The sequence below is a fragment of the Sphingomonas sanguinis genome (assembly GCF_001476905.1).
Classification (GTDB): domain Bacteria; phylum Pseudomonadota; class Alphaproteobacteria; order Sphingomonadales; family Sphingomonadaceae; genus Sphingomonas; species Sphingomonas sanguinis_B.
In genome coordinates this window covers 38901-56877 of record NZ_LDTE01000112.1, presented here as the reverse complement: position 1 = coordinate 56877, position 17977 = coordinate 38901, and the positions used below count along the sequence as shown (strand labels likewise).

The 17977-nt window shown below is 67.8% G+C and carries 15 protein-coding genes and 1 other RNA gene; 5 read left to right on the top strand and 11 right to left on the bottom strand.

Annotation, left to right across the window (positions count from 1 at the left end; translation table 11 throughout):
- The coding region (locus SB4_RS15795) for a TonB-dependent receptor (RefSeq protein WP_058753337.1) at positions 1–2054 on the bottom strand (2054 nt) is incomplete at its 3' end.
- 208 nt (positions 2055–2262) lie between these two features.
- The gene (locus SB4_RS15790; RefSeq protein WP_058753331.1) at positions 2263–3420 is read right to left on the bottom strand and encodes a glycosyltransferase; all 1158 of its coding nucleotides are present in this window, start codon (positions 3418–3420) and stop codon (positions 2263–2265) included.
- Positions 3421–3668: 248 nt separating this feature from the next.
- Here SB4_RS15790 and SB4_RS15785 point away from each other — a divergent pair, with 248 nt between their 5' ends.
- On the top strand, positions 3669–5189 hold the full coding sequence (locus SB4_RS15785) for an ArnT family glycosyltransferase (protein ID WP_058753330.1): 1521 nt from the start codon (positions 3669–3671) through the stop codon (positions 5187–5189).
- Between the two features lie 37 nt (positions 5190–5226).
- Positions 5227–5691 carry a hypothetical protein gene (locus SB4_RS15780; RefSeq protein ID WP_058753329.1) on the top strand — a complete coding sequence of 155 codons (465 nt, stop codon included), beginning with the start codon at positions 5227–5229 and terminating at the stop codon, positions 5689–5691.
- Here the strand turns inward: SB4_RS15780 and SB4_RS15775 are convergent.
- Positions 5688–6095 carry a hypothetical protein gene (locus SB4_RS15775; protein ID WP_241488649.1) on the bottom strand — a complete coding sequence of 136 codons (408 nt, stop codon included), beginning with the start codon at positions 6093–6095 and terminating at the stop codon, positions 5688–5690. The genes SB4_RS15780 and SB4_RS15775 overlap by 4 nt on opposite strands.
- A gap of 62 nt (positions 6096–6157) precedes the next feature.
- Here SB4_RS15775 and SB4_RS15770 point away from each other — a divergent pair, with 62 nt between their 5' ends.
- The 3 genes from SB4_RS15770 to mtgA all read left to right on the top strand — a co-directional run bounded on the left by SB4_RS15770 (position 6158) and on the right by mtgA (position 12239).
- On the top strand, positions 6158–7699 hold the full coding sequence (locus SB4_RS15770; protein ID WP_058753327.1) for a family 43 glycosylhydrolase: 1542 nt from the start codon (positions 6158–6160) through the stop codon (positions 7697–7699).
- Between the two features lie 280 nt (positions 7700–7979).
- Positions 7980–11399, top strand: coding sequence for a S8 family serine peptidase (locus SB4_RS15765; protein ID WP_082670230.1), 3420 nt, complete (start codon positions 7980–7982; stop codon positions 11397–11399).
- A gap of 165 nt (positions 11400–11564) precedes the next feature.
- The gene (gene mtgA, locus SB4_RS15760; protein WP_058753325.1) at positions 11565–12239 is read left to right on the top strand and encodes a monofunctional biosynthetic peptidoglycan transglycosylase; all 675 of its coding nucleotides are present in this window, start codon (positions 11565–11567) and stop codon (positions 12237–12239) included.
- A gap of 203 nt (positions 12240–12442) precedes the next feature.
- On the opposite strand, the gene SB4_RS15755 is transcribed toward mtgA, so the two are convergent.
- The 8 genes from SB4_RS15755 to SB4_RS15730 form a co-directional block, all read right to left on the bottom strand.
- Complete coding sequence (locus tag SB4_RS15755) at positions 12443–12694, bottom strand: hypothetical protein (RefSeq protein ID WP_058734071.1); 252 nt, start codon at positions 12692–12694, stop codon at positions 12443–12445.
- 61 nt (positions 12695–12755) lie between these two features.
- Positions 12756–13079, bottom strand: coding sequence for a YbaB/EbfC family nucleoid-associated protein (locus tag SB4_RS15750; RefSeq protein ID WP_056434009.1), 324 nt, complete (start codon positions 13077–13079; stop codon positions 12756–12758).
- 1 nt (position 13080) lies between these two features.
- Positions 13081–14763, bottom strand: a complete 1683-nt coding sequence (locus SB4_RS15745; protein WP_058753324.1) for a DNA polymerase III subunit gamma/tau — start codon at positions 14761–14763, stop codon at positions 13081–13083.
- A gap of 147 nt (positions 14764–14910) precedes the next feature.
- An RNA gene (ffs, locus tag SB4_RS19215) (signal recognition particle sRNA small type) lies at positions 14911–15008 on the bottom strand.
- 74 nt (positions 15009–15082) lie between these two features.
- A complete protein-coding gene (locus SB4_RS19210; RefSeq protein ID WP_082670229.1) occupies positions 15083–15391 on the bottom strand; it encodes a hypothetical protein in 309 nt (102 codons plus the stop codon).
- A 96-nt stretch (positions 15392–15487) separates the two neighbouring features.
- A complete protein-coding gene (locus tag SB4_RS15740; RefSeq protein ID WP_058753323.1) occupies positions 15488–15793 on the bottom strand; it encodes a 2Fe-2S iron-sulfur cluster-binding protein in 306 nt (101 codons plus the stop codon).
- A complete protein-coding gene (locus SB4_RS15735; RefSeq protein WP_058753322.1) occupies positions 15790–16851 on the bottom strand; it encodes a cysteine desulfurase family protein in 1062 nt (353 codons plus the stop codon). The genes SB4_RS15740 and SB4_RS15735 overlap by 4 nt, the downstream gene beginning before the upstream one ends.
- Positions 16848–17861, bottom strand: a complete 1014-nt coding sequence (locus tag SB4_RS15730; RefSeq protein ID WP_058753321.1) for a cysteine desulfurase family protein — start codon at positions 17859–17861, stop codon at positions 16848–16850. Before SB4_RS15730 ends, SB4_RS15735 begins: the two co-directional genes overlap by 4 nt.
- Positions 17862–17977: the final 116 nt, after the last annotated feature.

Here is a 17977-nt window from a genome sequence, read left to right as displayed (position 1 = left end):
GGAGGGGGCGGCGGGGTCTTGCCCAGCGTCACCTGCGCGTCGACCGTCAGGCGCAGCTTGCGCTCGCGCTCATACGCCAGGTTCACCGGGCGCAGGTCGACGCTGACCAGTTGGCCGAGCGCATCGCGGACGAACAGGTCGGGAAAGGCGCGCTGGAACGCCGGGGTCGCGCCGCCCAGCGAGGCGGCCTGGTTGTCGATCCGCGTGTCGACATAATCGGTGCTGAGCCGGATTTCCTTGTCCTTGATCGGCTGTACCGCGATGCCCAGCGTCGTGACCCGCCGCTTTTCGGGCGCCAGGTCGGGATTGCCGCCCGAAATGGTGGTGACCAGCGTGCTGCGCCCGGTCACATAGTCGAAAAAGGGGGTGTTGGGCGTCGCCAGCACCGGCGCGACCAGCTGGGTCACGCCGGGTGCGGTCTGCGCGACGTTGACCGAGGCATTGAGCTGGACCGGGCGGAAGGGTGTCCAGTTCAGCCCCAGATTGGAAGTGCTCAGCCGCCCGAAATCGGACACCTGCGACACCCCCGCCATCGCGCTCAGCTGCATCTCGCCCAGGAACGACAGCGAGCCTTCGCGGGCCGAGGCGATCGGCACATTGGCGTTGACGCTGGCCCCCCGCATGGTGCGCCCGACCCCGTCGGTGGCAAGCGTCAGATTGGTGCGCGCGTCGCTGTCGATTCGGCTATAATCGGTGGTGACGGTCAGCATCGCCTCGCCTGCGGGCAGGCGGGCCACGGGGCCGTTCGCGGTCGCCTTGACCCCGATCGTGTCGGACACCACCCGGCTGCGGTTCCGGTCGCGCCGGGCCGCGGTGGCGGGATCGATCGCGGCCATCGGGGCGCCGCCCGCATCGATCGACGCCTGCAGCGCGCCCAGCGGCACGCCGATCTCCGAGGTGCTTCGCGACACCATCCGGTCGTAATTGCCGGTGATCGCCCAGCTCCAGCGACGCACATCGCCGGTCAGCGTGCCGCCTGCGTGAAGCGCCATGCTGGTCGTACGCTGGTGCAGCACGCTGTCGGGCAGGTAGCGATAGAGCAGCGTGTCGTTGCCGAATGGGAAATGGCCCAGCCCGCCGGGCACGCGCAGCAGGGCTGGGGCCAGGCCGTTCAGCCCCCGGGTCTGGATCGCCTCCATCGAGACCATCAGCGATCCCGACACGCTCTTGGTGAGCGGCGAGGCCAGGCCGACCTCGCTATGGATCGTGTCGCTCAGCGGCTGGAGCGTCCGATAGGGCCCCAGATCGGTGACCCCGGCCGGACTGTTCGCATAGGCCGCGAGCGTCCCGCGCGCGGCGAGATCGATCGGCACGCCCGCCAGCGTGACGTTTCGACCCGCCAGGGCATCGAGCCGTGGGTCCAGGCTGGCGCCGTTCACCCCCGTCACATTGCCGGTCGTCGCGAACAGCGTCTCGGGATCGGGCACGATATTGCGCTGGTTCTGCAGCACTGGGTCTTGCCGCAAGTGCGAGACGTTGAACGTCAGGCGGCGGGGCCCGTCGATCCGCGCCGAGGTGACCTCGCTATAGCTGGTGCCGCCCCCGCCCTCGGTCGTGACGCCGGGCAGGAGCTGGACCGTCACCGCGCGGAATTTCTTCTTGGTGATGAAGTTCATCACCCGCACGGTCGGCGGATAGCCGAAGCGCGCCGCCTCCTGTTCGGGCAGCACCTCGACCTTTTCCATGGCTTCCCAGGGCAACGACTGGAACTCGGAAAACCCCGAGACGCGCCGCCCGTTGAGCAGCATCACCGGCTCGCCCCCACTCGACGAACTGGTCAGCGACTTCACCTTCTTGAGCAGGTCGCTGAGGCTCGTCGCGCCCAGCGCCTCCAGCGCCTGGGCATCCAGCACCGCGACCGGCGCGACGGCACCGATCACCGAACCGGGGATGCGCTTGCCGATGACGGTGACCTCGTTGGGTGGGGGGCTCTCTGACGGTGGGGGCGCCCCGTTTTGCGTCTGGGCCTGAAGCGGCACCGGTCCGCCTAACCCCAGGATGATCGCCGACCATGCCGCGCCGCCCATCGGCCACGCGCCTCCCCCATATCGCATCGTCCAGCCACTCCCATCGCCGACGTGAAGCCTGGGTTTAGTGTGGCGATGATGTCACAATTAAGGCGAATTTTTCAAAGGGGCTTGACGATGATGTCGGTTCTTAGCCGTTAATCGTGAATCAAACGGTAATCGAGGCACTTACCGCCCGCCACCATTCGTCGCATCCGCCCGCGCCCCGGTTCTTCCTCCGCCACAACGGGACGGGTCAGGAAACGACGGGCTCGGGAATCAGCGTGGCGGCGGTGGTGCGACGGCGTAGGACGGCCCGCATCACCCGGATATAATGGTCCGCGCCATGCTCGATGGTGAAGCGCCGCGCCTGATGCAGCGTGCGCCGTGCATCCTGCGCCTGCGGCTGGGCCGCGGCGATGGCGGCCGCAAAGCCCGCCTCGTCGCCGACCGGAACCAGCGTGCCGAGTTGTCCCTGCAACAGCAGCGCGCCCATGGAGCGGCTGCAATCGGTGGCGACGATGCCGATATTGGCGGCCAGTCCCTCCAGAATGACCGCAGGGACCCCCTCGTAGTGCGAGGACAGGAGCAGCGTGTCGTACTGCGCCAGGAGCCCGGCCGGGTTGGCGACATAGCCCTGGAAATCCACGCGGTCGGCAATGCCTAAGCTGGCGGCCAGCGCCTCTAGTGCGGCCCGCTCCGGCCCATCACCGAACACGGTAAGGGTGTCGGCCGGGCCGCTGCCTCGGGCAAAGCCGCGCAGCATCAGCGACAGGTTCTTTTGCGCCGCCAGCCGCGCGATCGTGACAAAACGCCGTCCGGGTCCCTGCAGGCGCAGCGTCGCTGCCGGTTCGCGCAAGGCCAGGATCTGTGCCTCCGACAGGGCCGGATCGGGGATGATCGCGACACGCGCGGGCGAGACCCGCACGCATTGCACGATCTCGGCCCGCATCGGCTTTTCCATGCCGACGAAATGGTCGATCGCCAGCCCCTGAATCCACAGCCACAGGCGATAGAAGACGCGGTAGACAATACCGGCATCGGCGCGGTCGAGATTGTTGCTGATCTTGGCGATGATCGGTGGGCAGTCGCGGCCCAGCACCAGCTTCATCAGCACCGCGACCACGGCATAGGTATTGCCCGCGCAGAACAGCACGTCCGGCCGGATCGCACGGATCGCACGGGGCAGGGTGGCGATCATCCAGATCGTCTCCCAATGCGCGATGCCCGGCCAGCGGCGACGCGGCGTCACGAAATCGAGATCGGCCCCGACATCCTGCGCCATCACGCCGTCGGTCCGCCCCAGGAACAGCGGTGCATCGATCCCCTCGGCACGCCAGCGCCGGATCAGGCGCAGCGCGATCCGCTCCACCCCGCCGGGCTCGAAACTGTGCAGGAAGGTCAGGACGCGCAAATGCCTAGCGCCCTGATCGAAGCTGATAACACTCGGAAATCCCGCCCATGGCGGGGTCGATAGCATGACTGCGGGGTAAAACGATACCCTATCGTGACGTAATCATCATGATGGGTCGTGGGGGCGTGTGCCTTTGCCACGCGATCGGTCGTTCGGGCCGTCGTTCTCGGCTTGGAAGCCGACGGCCTGGGCGAAGCCCGTCATCTTTGTCCTTGCCTTTGCTCGCAAAGCGACCCACCGGCGCGTCGATGACACACCAGCGTGGGCACACGGCGATCAACACACCGGGCGACCGATGGGGCGGCACACTGCTGCTGTTGATCTTGGTCGCGCTGGTCGTCCGCGCGCAAGGTTTTGCCAACCCCGTGACCGGGTTCGACGAGCAATTCTATCTGCTGGTCGGCGACCGGATGCTGCACGGCGCGATGCCTTATGTCGACATCTTCGACCGCAAGCCGATCGGGCTGTTCCTGCTCTATGCGGGGGCGCGCCTGCTGGGGGGAGAGGGGTTCCTCGCCTATAAGCTGGTCGCGACCGGCTTCGTCGTCGCCACGGCCTTCGGCATCCAGCGGGTGGCGCGGGGGTTCGCCGGACCGCTCGCGGCCACCGTGGCGGCGATCCTTTATATCCTCTGGTTGAACCTAATGGAGGGGGAAGGGGGCCAGTCGCCGGTCTTCTACAACGCGCTGATGCTGCTCGCCGCGACCGCGACGCTGCGCGCGGTCGAGCGGCGGGGCGGGCTGTTCGCCAGCGGCGCGGTGGCAATGGGGGCGGTGGGCGTCGCGCTCCAGATCAAATATGCGGTGCTGCCCGAAGGGTTTGCGTTCGGCTGCATCCTGCTGTGGCTGGGATGGCGCGAGCGGGTGCCGCTCGTCCGGTTGGCAGGCATGGCGGGCGTCTGGGTGGCCCTCGCGCTGCTGTCCACGCTGGTCGCGTTCGCGGTTTATGCCGGGCTGGGGCAGGGGCAGGCGTGGGTCTTCGCCAATATCGTGTCGCTGGGCGGGCAGGCGGCGCGGCCGCTGGCCGACGAGCTGGAGGGACTGGCGACCTGTGTCGGCATCCTGTCGCCGCTGTTGCTGGTCATCGGCTTCGGGCGACCGTGGAAGAATATCCCGGCGGAGCGGCGCGACGGTTTCCGCTTCCTGCTGGTCTGGCTGGCGGTGAGCGGTATCGCGGTCCTAGGTTATGGTCGGTTCGGCAGTCCGCATTATGCGCTGCCTGTCGTCCTGCCCGGCGTGCTGGTCGCGGCCCCCGCGCTGGCCCGCTGGCACCGGGGCGGGATCGCCGCCTTCGTGCTGGCGATCGGTGCGGCGGGGCAGCTCGTGCTGGCGCTGAGCGAACGCGCCAAGGGCGGCGCGGCCGAGGCGCAGGCGGTCGCACGGGCCGCGACGCCCGCGCGCGGCTGTCTCTATGTCTATGACGGTTATCCGGCGCTCTATATGATGACGCATAGCTGCCTGCCGTCGAAATGGGTCTTTCCCGGCCATCTCAACACCCAGGACGAAGCGAGCGCGGCCGCGCTGGGTGTCGATCCGGTGGTCGAGATCCGCCGCATCCTCCGCCAGCGGCCCGGCGCGATCGTCGACGATTATCCCCGCTTCGCCTTCGGCAACCGCGCGACGCAGGCGGTCTTGAAGGCGGTGCTGGCGCGCGACTATCATCTGGTCGCCTGCGTGCCGACCGGGGCGAGCCGGATACGGCTGGTCTATCGGCCGGGGCCGGGCGTCGTGCCCGCCAACTGCCCGAGCGCGGCGGTGCTCGACCGATAAAGAACCGAACGACGGAACAACCAACGGGAGACGGCGCATGTACACCGAGTTCATCATGCTGCTCAGCGGCCGGACGCTGGAAGAGGACCAGGCCCGCGACCTGTCGGCCAAGCTGGAGGCCATGATCCGCGAGCCCGAGGACTGGATGCTCGAACTGGAGTGCGAGGACGTCGGCCAGCTGGCGGTCGAGCTGACGCTCTGCGACTTCTTCCTGATCGGCGACAAGATAGACGAGTTGCATGAGCTGATCAGCGATGAGTTCGCCGAGCCGCTAAAGCCCTTTCCCCAGCGCGAGGGCGATCGGAAGCTGCGGGCGAGCGAGTATTTCGCCTGGCTCGACGGCGAGCTGGAGGCGTGCGATCCGCCCTGGGCGCTGCTGGAATGGCGCAACGGGCTGGACGACAATCTGCACGTCGTGATCGTTCGCCGGTCGGATACCGGCCGCATCCTGGCGCTGGCCGGTGAGATGGGCTTTCACGTGAGGCCGGCGCGAGGGGATTAGGATCGGGGGCGGGGGGTGAGGAACAGGTCGCGCATCGGCTGCCCGTTGACCCGTGCGCGTCGGACCGTGCGCTGAGTCGCATAGGCGAACGCCGCCAGGCCGACGAGCCAGACAAAGGTCGGCAGCAGGAACAGACCGATCAGCGCGAACAGCACGATACCGAGCAGCAACCGGCTGACCGGCCCCGCCCGTCGCAATAGAACCCACAGGATCGGCGCGAGGATCAGCGTGATCAGCAGCGCGACCAGCATCGCAGCATAGCCGCAGCTCCCCTCGAAACAGGACCCGAAGACGGTCGGGTCGAGCGCCCGGGCGATGGCGGTGGCCGCCAGCGCGAGGACGAAGGCCAGCGACAGGGACAACAGGGCTCTCATGTCCTCGACAGTCGGACGGGCAGCCTGCACGGGTCAAGCCCCATCATTGTATACCATATCGACAATTCCGACCGGCCGGACCAAGATGGGGCATGATCCCGTTCCTGTTCGCCGCCCTGCTCGCCCCTGCCGCGTCGGAAACCATCCATAGCCGCGGCAATCCGATCCTGGCCGATGGGCGGAGCTATTCGACCGATCCCGCGCCGTTCGTCGACGGCGACACGCTGTGGATTCTGGCCGGGCGCGACGAGGCGCCGGACGGCGTCAACGACTTCATCATGAACGAGTGGCAGTTGCTGTCGACCCGCGACCCGGCCAGCGGCACCTGGCGGCACGACCCAGCCATCGCCCGGCCGGAGGCGGTGTTCGCCTGGGCCAAGCCGGGCCGCGCCTATGCCGGGCAGATCGTGAAGGCGCGCGATGGGCGCTTCTATCTGTACGCGCCCGTGCTCCAGCGGGAAGGCTCGGCCGCACCGGGGACCAAGGACCGGTTCGCGATCGGCGTGGCGGTCGCCGACCGGCCGACCGGTCCCTGGCGCGATGCCCACCCGGCGGGACCGATCGTGTCGCAAAGCGTGCCGGTCGCCAACACCATCCAGAATATCGACCCTACCGTCCTGATCGATACGGATGGCCGCGTGTATTTGTATTGGGGCACGTTCGGGCGGCTGCGCGCGATCGAACTCGCCTCCGATATGGTGACGCCCAAGGGCCCCGAGCAGGTCGTCACCGGCGCGACTGGTTTCTTCGAGGCGCCCTGGCTGATGAAGCGGCGGGGCACCTATTATCTGCTCTACGCCGCCAACAATGCCGGTCCCGACAGCCCGTGCACGCCCACCCTCTATCATGCGTGCCAGGCCTATGCCTCCGCGCCGACGCCGATGGGGCCTTGGACCTATCGCGGGGTGGTACTGCGCCCGGTGTCCTCGACCACATCCCATGCGGGTGCGGTGGAATATCAGGGCCGCTGGTATCTGACCTATCATACGGCGGACGCAAAGGGCGGTGGCCATTTCCGCCGCTCCGTCGCGATCGATCCGATGACGTGGGACGACAGCGTCTCTCCGCCCGCCATCCGCCCGGTAACGCCCAGCCGCGCGCCCGCGCCGCCCCCTCCGCCGACCCGCAATGTCGCACGCGGGGCCTGGGCCAGCGCCTCCAACACGCCGGTGCCGGTGCAATATTGGATCGCCGCGCTGAACGACGGCGTGGTGCGCGACAATCCGCTGCCGCCCGACATGTGGGGCAACTGGACCGCGCAAAATCCGGCCAGCGTCTGGATCGAATATCGCTGGCCGCGTCCGGTTACCCTGGACGCGGTGCGTATCCGCTTCTTCGCCGACCACCCGGCCGGATCGGACGAGGGCGTCGCGCCGCCTGCGGCCTGGCATCTCGAATATCGCGATGGCGGGCAGGGAGCGTGGCACCGGATCGCCGCGACCTATCCCACGGGGGTCGAGGGTTTTCAGGAGGTGCGTTTCCCGGCGATCACGACCCGTTGTCTGCGCGCGGTGATGGAGGCGTCAGGGGCTGGGGACCGCCATGCCGGACTGGCTGTGCAGGAGTGGGAGGCGCTGGCCCCCGTCGCCGCGCCGCTACGGCCCAAGCCGGACGCGGCACCGCCCGCTTGTTGAGAGCCCAAGAACAGCCTGTCCTGCCGCAAGAGGCCCCCAAGCATTGATGATGCCTAGCCATGATAGCGCCAACATAGAGCGCCCCGGCTGTCCGCCGGATCATGGCGCGAAGGCGGGGAATCCGCTCTCCGACAAGATGCGTGTCGGAAATGTGACAATTTTATCACCGGAATCCCGATAAATTTCCTAACGATAACAAAGCCATTGTCATCCCAGCCGAACTGGCAAGACTGTGGAGCGGAAGACCGGGGCGTTAGACATCCGGTCGGGGGAGTTCTGCATGTCCAAGACGTCGTATCGGGCAATGTTGCGTGTCGCGTTGTCGAGCCTGGCCTTAGGCGCATCTTTGTCCGCCTTGCCCGTAATGGCGCAAAGTGGGGCGACACCTCCGCCGCCACCCTCGGGCGGCTATTATCTGGCCAATGGCCAGCGCACGACCGACTATAACGCCGCACTCGCATCCTGGCGCAACGACGCGCAGTTCAAGGTCGATTATTCTAAGGCCTTTCTGGGCATGGAATATGCCTATGTGCTGGGCCTGAACGGCGCAGGCCAGACGGTCGGCGTCAACGACAGCGGCGTGATCTTCAACCACCCGTCCTTTGCCGGGAATGGCAAGATCACCGGCTTCCGCACCGATGTGGTCTCCGGTTACAGCAATGACGGCCAGGTCAATCCGCGCCTGCCCTGGCAATATCACGGCACCCATGTCGCCGGGACCGTGGCGGGCAACCGCATGGCGAACGGCGTGATGTTCGGCAACGCCTATGGCGCGAACATCTTGTCGGCCAACACCAATTTCGCGGCGGGCGATTTCCTGTGGTATCGCGACGCGGTGATCGACGACCTGACCGTCTCGACCCCGCGCGAGAACATCGTCAACCTCGCCAGTTCGGGCAAGGTGCGCATCATCAACAACAGCTGGGGCGTCAGCAGCTCGCTGCCCTATAATCAAAGCCTGGCGGCCGCGAAGGCGGCCTATGCCCAGAATCTCAACGGCTTTTACGATCCGGTGCTCAAGAACGACGTCCTCGTCGTCTTCTCGGCGGGCAACGATGCGGGCGCGCATGCCAGCATCGATGCGGTCACCCCGCTGAACGACCTGCGCCTGCGCTCCAACTGGCTGTCGGTCGCCAACTACCGCGCCGACGGCACCCCCGACCCCAGCTCCAGCTTGTGCGGCCAGACCGCGACCTGGTGCGTCGCCGCGCCGGGCAGCCAGATCGTGTCGACCTTCAACGTCTCGTCGCTCGACGGGGCGGCGATCCGCGCGAAATATACCCGCGCCATGTATCCGACGATCTACAGCGCGACGACCCTCGCCGCGCTTCAGAATGCGGCGGTCAATGCCTGGATCAACGTCCTGAACGGCTATCTCAATCGTCAGGCCGCCGCGCAGCGCGCGGGCGTCGCGTTCGATCAGGAGGCCGAGAGCAGCTTCGTCGCGCAGCAGGCGGTCGGCATCACACTCGCTTATGGCTCGCGCTTCGTGACCGCCGATCCCGATGGCTATACCAGCCGCCTGGCCGGCATCGTCGCCAACAACACCGATATCCTGGGCGTCGACTTCTCGAAGGCGGTGCTGACCAAGGCCAATGCCCAGTTGCAGGCCGATCTGAAGCAGTTCCTGACGGTCACCGGCCCTGGTTACGGCGTGCTGACCGGCACTTCAATGGCAGCCCCCAATGTGTCGGGCTTTGCCGCCGTGCTGATGGGCTGGTTCCCCAATTATAATACCGGGCTGATCTCCGACATTCTGGTGTCGAGCTCCAAGGATCTGGATGGGCGCGGCGTCGACCTGAAATCGGGCTGGGGCGCGCCGCAGATGGACGTCGCGCTGCGAGGCCCGACCGCGCTGCGCCAGACGCGCGAGGTCAATGTACCGACGGGCGGCATCGATGTCTGGAGCAACGCGATCCAGGACGCGCGCGACCGTTATTCGGCCGAGGTGCTGGCCAGCTTCCCCAGCGATATCGGCGGGATCACCAAGCGCGGCGGGGGCGAGCTGATCCTGACCGCCAGCAACAGCTTTTCCGGTCCGACGCGGGTCGAGCAGGGGCTGCTGACCATCAACGGCGCGCTGGTCCGCTCGGCGCTGACCGCCGCGTCGGGCGGCACCGTGGGCGGCACCGGCACGATCGCCTCGTTGACCGCGCAGAGCGGGGGCATCGTGTCGCCGGGCAATGCCGGGGCGATCGGCACGCTGACCGTCGCGGGCACCGCCACGCTGGCGGCGGGCAGCCAATATGTCGTCGATTTCGGCGCCAGCGGCACGTCCGACCTGCTGGTCGCCGACCGCGCCGTGCTGGGCGGCGGGACGATCACGCTGCGCCCGCTGAACCAGGTGCCGCGCTATGGCGACAGCTATACCGTGCTGACCACCAGCGGCGGGGTCACCGGCACGTTCGGCGACGCGACTTCGCTCAGCGCCATCCTCTATCCGCAGCTGAGCTATGCCGCCAATGCGGTGACCGCCAGCATCACCGCGCGCCCCTATGCCAGCCTGGCGGCAACGCCGGTCCAGCTGGCCTATGGCCGCCTGCTCGATGGTAACCGTTCGGCCTATGCGTCGCTGGCGGGGGTTTATGGCGGGCTGGACCTTCAGTCCGTCGCGACCATCCAGGGCACGCTGGAATCGCTCGCCCCGCGTACCGAGACGATGCGCCGCGCGATCGGCACCACCGCGACCGACAATATGGCGCGCTTCTACCGCGACCGCACGGCTGCGCTGTCGCCCGACCGGTTCCAGGGCGGATCGATCGCGATGATCGGCAAGCCGATGGAGTTCGCCGCCAACGAAATCACCATGCCCGGCCAGGCCGCGATGGTCAGCGACACGCCGACCACCACGCTGCGCGAGGGCGTGTTGCCCGACAACGCCGCCATCTATCTGGCGGGTGGCTATATCGACGGGGCGGGCGCGGCGATGCCGAACACCGCTCCGGGCGGGCGTGATCGCTTCGACGGCTTCTATGTCGCGACCGGGATCGAGGCACGGGTCAGCGACGCCGCCATGCTCGGCTTCGGCCTGTCCTATACCAAGATCGACGGCAAGATCCGGCTGGGCCAGTCGGCGCGCGGCGAGCTGATCCAGGGTACGCTCTATGGTCGCCTGGGCGGATCGCTGGGCCCGTCGCTTGACGTGCAGACCAGTGCGGGCGTCTTTCAGTCGTCGACGCGGCGCACCGGCGATTTCCTGGGCACCGGCTATGACCTGCGCGCCCGCGACAACGCGCTGGCACTCTCGGCCGAGGTCGGTGCGGGGTATAATGCGGGGACCGAGGCACTGCGTTTCGGCCCGCGCGTGGCGGTGCGGACCAACCGCATAGACTTCACCCGGACGCCCGAACGCGGCACCGGCCCGGCGCTCGTCTATGACCGCGACGACTTCCTGAGCGTCCAGGGCCGCGCCGGGTTGCAGCTGGACGGCAACGCGCAAGGGCTCCGCCCTTTCGCCTCGGCCTATTATGTCCACGACTTCCACGATCGGTCGGACACGAGCTTCGTCGGCTTCGCCAATGGCACCGCCCTGCGCGTACCCTTCGCGGTGGCGCGCCAGGACCGCGACTGGGGCGAGCTGTCTGCGGGCCTGTCCTATCGCAGCGGCCGGGTCACGGTGTCGGTTGCGGCCGACACGACGGTCGAGCGGTCGGACGTGCGCAACCAGTCGTATCGCGCGGGTCTGAAGATCGCGTTCTGATGGGGGCGGGCGGCGGGTTGACGACCCGCCGCCTGCTAGTCCGCCAAGTCAAGCCGGTTCTTGTCGTAAAGCGTGCCGACACTGGTTCGGCCCTTTGCCAGGGAAGGTCAATGGGCAGACGGCAATCCGGGTGACCTGCCCGACAAACCTCGTTAAAGCCCGCCCATGTTCCGCATCGCTCGCTGGGCCCTGAAGGCCGTGCTCGCCTTTGTGATCGTCAGTGTCGTATGGGTCGGCGTCTATCGTTTCGTGCCGCCGCCCATCACCTTCACCATGCTGGGCGACGTCATCGGCGGGCATGGCGTGACCAAGGACTGGATGCCCCTGTCGGAGATGGACCCGAACATGGCGCGCGCGGCCATTGCGGGCGAGGATGCGCGTTTCTGTTCGCATCACGGCTTCGACTTCAAGGCGATGGCCAGCGCCGCCTATCGCAATGCCAAGGGTGGCCGAATTCGCGGCGGTTCGACCATCAGCCAGCAGACGGCGAAGAACGCCTTCCTGTTTCAGGGCGGCGGCTATATCCGCAAGGGCTTCGAGGCGTGGTTCACCTTCCTGATCGAAACCCTGTGGGGCAAGCGCCGGATCATGGAGGTCTATCTCAACCTCGCCGAGACGGGAATCGGGACCTATGGCGCCAATGCGGGGGCGATGCGCTATTTCGGGCATGATGCGTCGCATCTGACGCCGACCGAAGCGGCGCGGATCGCGGCGGTGCTGCCTTTGCCCAAGAAGCGCGCGGCGGTGGCACCGACGGGCTTCGTGCGCAAGCATGGCAATGTGATTGCGCGGTATGTGGGTGTGGTGCGGCGGCAGGGGTTGGATGGCTGTCTTCGGTGAGGGGGGCTCGGTGAGACACCGGGCCCTCCCCCATCCCCTCCCGCCTGCGGGAGGGGCGTGCTTGGCGGCACCGACAAGCACTTCCGCGAGCGACGATCCTGTTGCTTATGGGGTGAAAATTGCCAGACATCGCACCCCTCCCGCAGGCGGGAGGGGATGGGGGAGGGCTTCGCCGCAAGCAACGAAGCCCTGTTTAACCAAACTTACTTCGCGTCGCCGGAAATCGCGTCACCGGCCTTCTTGGCGGTGTCGCCGACGCTCTTGGCCGCCGAGGTCACCGCCGCGTCACGCCGGTTCTCCGCGCCGCCCCGGCTGAACAAATAAAAGCCGCCAACCAGCACCGCGATCAGCAACACGATAGCAATCGCCATCCCGCCGCCGCCGCTGCGGCGCTCGATCACGGTCGTGTGCGGCTGTTGCGTGCCATAGGTTTCGGTAACGCGCTCATCGGCCATGACATTCCCTCCTCTGTTGATGGAGGGGGCAACGCCATGGCCGGACATTCCGTTCCCGAAATCAGAAGGGCAGCTTGAAGCCCGGCGGCAGCGGCAGGCCGCTGGTCATCTTCGACATTTCGCTGCCCGAGGCGGCATCGGCCTTGGTCCGGGCGTCGTTGATCGCGGCGGCCAGCAGGTCCTCCAGCATGCCCTTTTCGGACGGCTGCATCAGCGAGTCGTCGATGGTGATGCCGATGATCCGGCCCTTGGCCGAGGCCTTCACCTTGACCAGGCCGCCGCCCGAGACTCCTTCGACCTCGATAGTGTCGAGATTGGCCTGCGCCTTTTCCAGTTCGTTCTGGACGTTCTGGGCCATCGCCAAGATTTCGTCGAGATTCTTCACATCATGCTCCGTTCACACTGCGTTTGCCGGGCCATTCCATCAATTCGGCCTCGGGGAAAGCCTCGCGGGCGGCGCGGACCATGTCCGACTCCCACGCGGCGGTCTTGATCGCTTCCTCGGCCGCCATCTGCTGTTCGTGCAGGGTCGGCTCTCCGGGCACATCCTCCAGCGTGATGCGCCACGCTTGCCCGGTGGCGGTCTTCAGCGCCGCCACCAACTCGCTCAGCGTATCGGTAGCGATGGGTCGCGATCCGCTGAAGACGACCTCCGGCGGGCTATACCGCACGAGGCGCGCGCCGTGACGCAAGCGTGCCGCGAGCGCCAGTTGTCCCATGTCGTCCAGCCGATCGATCATCGCGATGAAGCTCTCGGGCAGCTTGGGCGGCTCGGGCTCGGCCGGGGCGGCTATGGCGACCGGCGCGGGGGCAGCGGGCGCAGCTTGCGGGATTTGCGGCGCGCTGGGGGGGGCCACGCCGCCGTCGCGAAGCTGCCGCGCCAGTTCGCCCGGATCGGGCAGCGTCGAGGCGTGGATCGCGCGGAGCAGCGCCATTTCCGCCGCCTCGATGGGCAGGGCGGCGCGCGCCACCTCGTCATGGCCCTTCAGGAACAGCTGCCACAGCCGGTGCAGCGCGGGGAAGCTGAGCGCGCCCGCCCATTCCTCGCGCGCGGCCCGCTCCTCCAGCGGTTGGGCAGCGTCGGGCGGCGTGCCGACCTTGGTCAGCGTGATGCCGTGCACCGTCTCCAGCAGCGAGCGCAGCACCGATTGCGGATCGACGCCATAATCATATTGCCGCCGCAGCGAGGCCAGCGCTCCTGCGCCATCGCCGTTCAGGATCAGGCCCAGCAGGTCGCGCACCGCCCCGCGATCGGACAGGCCCAGCATCTCGCGCACCGCCGCCGCCGTGACGCCGCTGCCTTCCAGATCGGCATGGGCGATCGCCTGGTCCAGGATCGACAGACCGTCGCGCGCCGATCCTTCCGCCGCACGCGCGACCAGCATCAGCGCCTCGTCCTCGGCGGTGACATTCTCCAGCTTGCAGATCTTGGCGAAGTGATCGGCCAGCTTGTCCGCGGTGATCCGCCGCAGGTCGAAACGCTGGCAGCGCGACAGAACGGTGATCGGGACCTTGTTCACTTCCGTGGTGGCGAACAGGAACTTCACATGCGCGGGCGGCTCCTCCAGCGTCTTCAACAGCGCGTTGAAGGCGTTCTTGGAGAGCATGTGCACTTCGTCGACGATGTAGATTTTGAAGCGCGCCGAGACGGCGGCATAGCGCGACGCCTCGATGATCTCGCGCACGTCGTCGACGCCGGTATGGCTGGCGGCGTCCATCTCAATCACGTCGATATGGCGGCCTTCGGCGATGGCGCGACAGGGCTCGCAGACACCGCAGGGGCTGATGGTCGGGCCGCCATTACCGTCGGGACCGATACAGTTCAGCGCCTTGGCAATCAGTCGCGCGGTCGAGGTCTTGCCGACCCCGCGCACGCCGGTCATCAGGAACGCATGGGCCAGCCGGTCGCGCTTGATCGCATTGCCCAGCGTCTGGACCATCGCGTCCTGCCCGATCAGCGCATCGAAGGTCTGCGGACGGTATTTGCGCGCGAGGACGCGATACGCCTCGGCCTTAGCCGGCGTCTGCACAGGCTGGGGCGGTTCGCCCAGGTCGAACGAATCAGCCATGATGGGTCTGGATGGTCGGGGTGTTGGAAAGCATCGCCAGCCAACATAGGGGCTCGGGCGCGCGCCGTCAGGTATAATCGTGAGGCGATATGTGCCCCCTCGCCGGGTGGGCCGGAACAGGGGTGTTTGTGCTATCGAAAATGTGCGGAGGGTGGGAGCCGGAACGACCCGCAGCGAAATCGTTACGGCTGCTTCCGTCAGGACCTGACCGGGTTGGCGACGACTACGTCCGCCCGACTCCCGGTCGCGCATATGGCGAAGCGGGGCCGGGGGATCAAGTCCTTATCCCACCGACCCCGTCCCGCGACGAACGATCGTATCAACGATAGACGTTGAAGCACTGGCGCTGCGGCCCATCCCAGGTGCGGACCCAGCGGCAGGTCACGCGCGGACGGCCATAGCCATAGCGGGGGCCGCGATCCCAGCGCGGACCACGGTGCCAGCCGGGACCGCGATCCCAGCCCGGCCCACGATGGTGCCAACCCGGACCCCGATCCCAACCCGGCCCACGGCCAGGCCCCGGACCCCAGCGGTCGTGCGGACCATGCGGCGCGGCGGCGGCAGGGGTGGCGGCGGCGATACCCGACGCGGCGATCAGACCGGCGCCGATGACAGCAAGAAGTTTCATACGCTTTACTCCCGGTAATCCCGCCCTTCGGCGAGCATGGGAGAAGAATGGCGAATCGCCGATGATCGATCCCTGAACTCCTTTGTTATCAAAGGTTCATGGAAGCCGGGCGATGAGCCCGTCGAGCGCCGGGGTCAGTGCGATCTGGCAGGCGAGGCGGCTGGACCGGGTGGCGTCGGGCACCAGGTCGAGCATGTCCTCTTCCTCCGCACTTGGCGCGGGCAGGCGGTCGAGAAAGGCCGGGTCGATCAGGACGTGACAGGTCGCGCAGGCCATCTGTCCGCCACAGGTGCCCTCCAGCGGTTGCCCCGCCCGCTGTCCGGCACGGAGCAGCGTTTCGCCGGGAACCGCCTCGGTGGCGACCGTCGTGCCATCGGGGGCAAGGAAGGTCAGCGCGATCATCGTCCCTGTGCCCTTGCGGCGGTGTTGATCCGATCGATCGCCTCGGTCAGCTCGGCCTCGCTGGTGTAGCGCCCGAAGCCCAGCCGGATCGAGGATTTCGCCTCCCGCTCGGTCAGGCCCAGCGCGGTCAGCACATGGCTGGGCCGCCCCGATCCGCTGGCGCAGGCGCTGCCGGCCGAAAAGGCGATATCGCGACAATCGGACATGAGTCGCGCGACATCCAGCCCGTTACGACGCACGTTGAGGTTACCGTGATACCGCTGTGTGGTCGATCCGTTGATCGTCCAGTCCGGGCCGAACTGCTCTACCGCCAATGCCCAGAGCCGCTCGACCTGCGCGGCATCTCGCTCGGCTTGCGTCGCCATCAAACTCGCCGCCGCGCCGAACCCGGCACAGAGCGCGGGGCTGAGCGTGCCCGATCGGCCGCCCTCCTGGTCCCCGCCATGCAGCAACGGGGGCAGGGCAATGCCGTCACGTATCCACAGGGCGCCGATACCCTTGGGCCCGTAGATCTTGTGCGCCGAGACGGCGATCAGGTCGACCGTTTCGGGGATGGCGATCCGGCCATAGCCCTGCACGGCGTCGCACAGCATCCAGGCCCCGGCGCGGTGGGCTGCGTCGGCCAGCGCGGCGACGGGCTGGATCGTGCCGACTTCGTTGTTGACCAGCATCGCGGCGACCAGCCCGGTGCCGTCCGCGACCGGCTGCGGCGCGACCAGTCCCTCGCCATCGACCGGGAGGACCGTCAGTGGCCGCCCCGTCGCCTGTGCCGCGTCGAGCACGGCGGCATGTTCGATGGCGGTGGTGACGATGCCGCCGCTGGTGCCCTTGATCGCCCAGTTCAGCGCCTCGGTCGCGCCGCTGGTGAAGACCACCCGGCCACCGGCGGGCAGCAAAGCCGCGACCTGATCGCGCGCCACCTCGACGGCGGCGCGCGCCTGCCGTCCGGCGCGGTGCGGGGAGTGGGGGTTGGCATGGCCCTGTTCCAGCCAGGGGAGCATCGCTTTCAACGCCTCGGGGGCGAGCGGCGTCGTCGCCTGATAGTCGAGATAGATCACGCCGCGTCCACCCGCTTGCCGCGGGCGATGGCGCGCCAGGCGGTGACGAAGCGGTCGACATCCTCGCGCGTGGTCGTCCGGCCGAAGCTGACCCGCACCACTTCGCGTCCCGCTTCGACGCTCCAACCAAGCGCGGCCAGCACATAGCTGGGCTTCAGGCTGCCACTGGCGCAGGCGCTGCCTGCCGAGACCGAAATCTGCGCGAGGTCGAACTGGATCAGCTGCGCCGCCGAGGGTTTGCCGGGCATGTGATAGCTGGCGATGGCGGGGTGGCGGCGGCTGGCATCGGCGACCACGATCCCGCCCGAACGACGGATGGCATCGTCCAAGTGGGCGCGCAGCTCGGCATGGTCGGGCTCCGCTTCCGCCAGCGCGGCGGCATAGCCCAGCACGCCCGGCATATTCTCGGTGCCGGGGCGATAGCCGCGCTCCTGCCCGCCGGTCGGCGCGAGCAAGGCGAGGTCGCGGACCAGCAGCGCGCCGATCCCCGGCGGTCCGCCACGCTTGTGCGCCGACAGCGCCACGAGGTCGGCATGGGCGATCACCTCCGGGTCGACCCCGGCGGGCATCTGCGCCGCATCGACCAGCAGGATATGTCCGGCGGCATGGATCGCCTCGGCCAGTTCGGCGATGGGCTGGCGCACGCCCGTTTCGCTGTTCGCCCATTGCACGGTCACCACGGCACGAGGACCGCTCAGGTCGGGCAGGCGGAGTGCACCGTCCGGCCCGACCGGGATCACGGTCGCATTGGGGGCGGCGCGCAGCACCGCATCATGGTCGATCGCGCCGACGAAGCGCCGCTCGGCCATCGACCGGGTGAGCGCAATGGCCAGCGACTCGCTCGCCCCGCTGGTGAACAGGATATCGTGCTGCCAGCCCAGCGAGCGGGCGATGCCGGCCCGCGCGTCCTCCAGCGCGCGCTTGGCGGCGCGCCCCTCGGCATGGGGTGAGGAGGGGTTGGCCCAGACCGCGCATCCTTCCGCCAGGGCAACCCGCGCGGCATCGGTCATCGGGGTGGTTGCGGCATGATCGAGATAAAGACGGGACAGGGTTCGTTCCCTCGCTGGAATGATCGAACAATTGCGAAAAGGGGCTTCCCGCCTATATAGCGCAAGGTTCCCGGCGC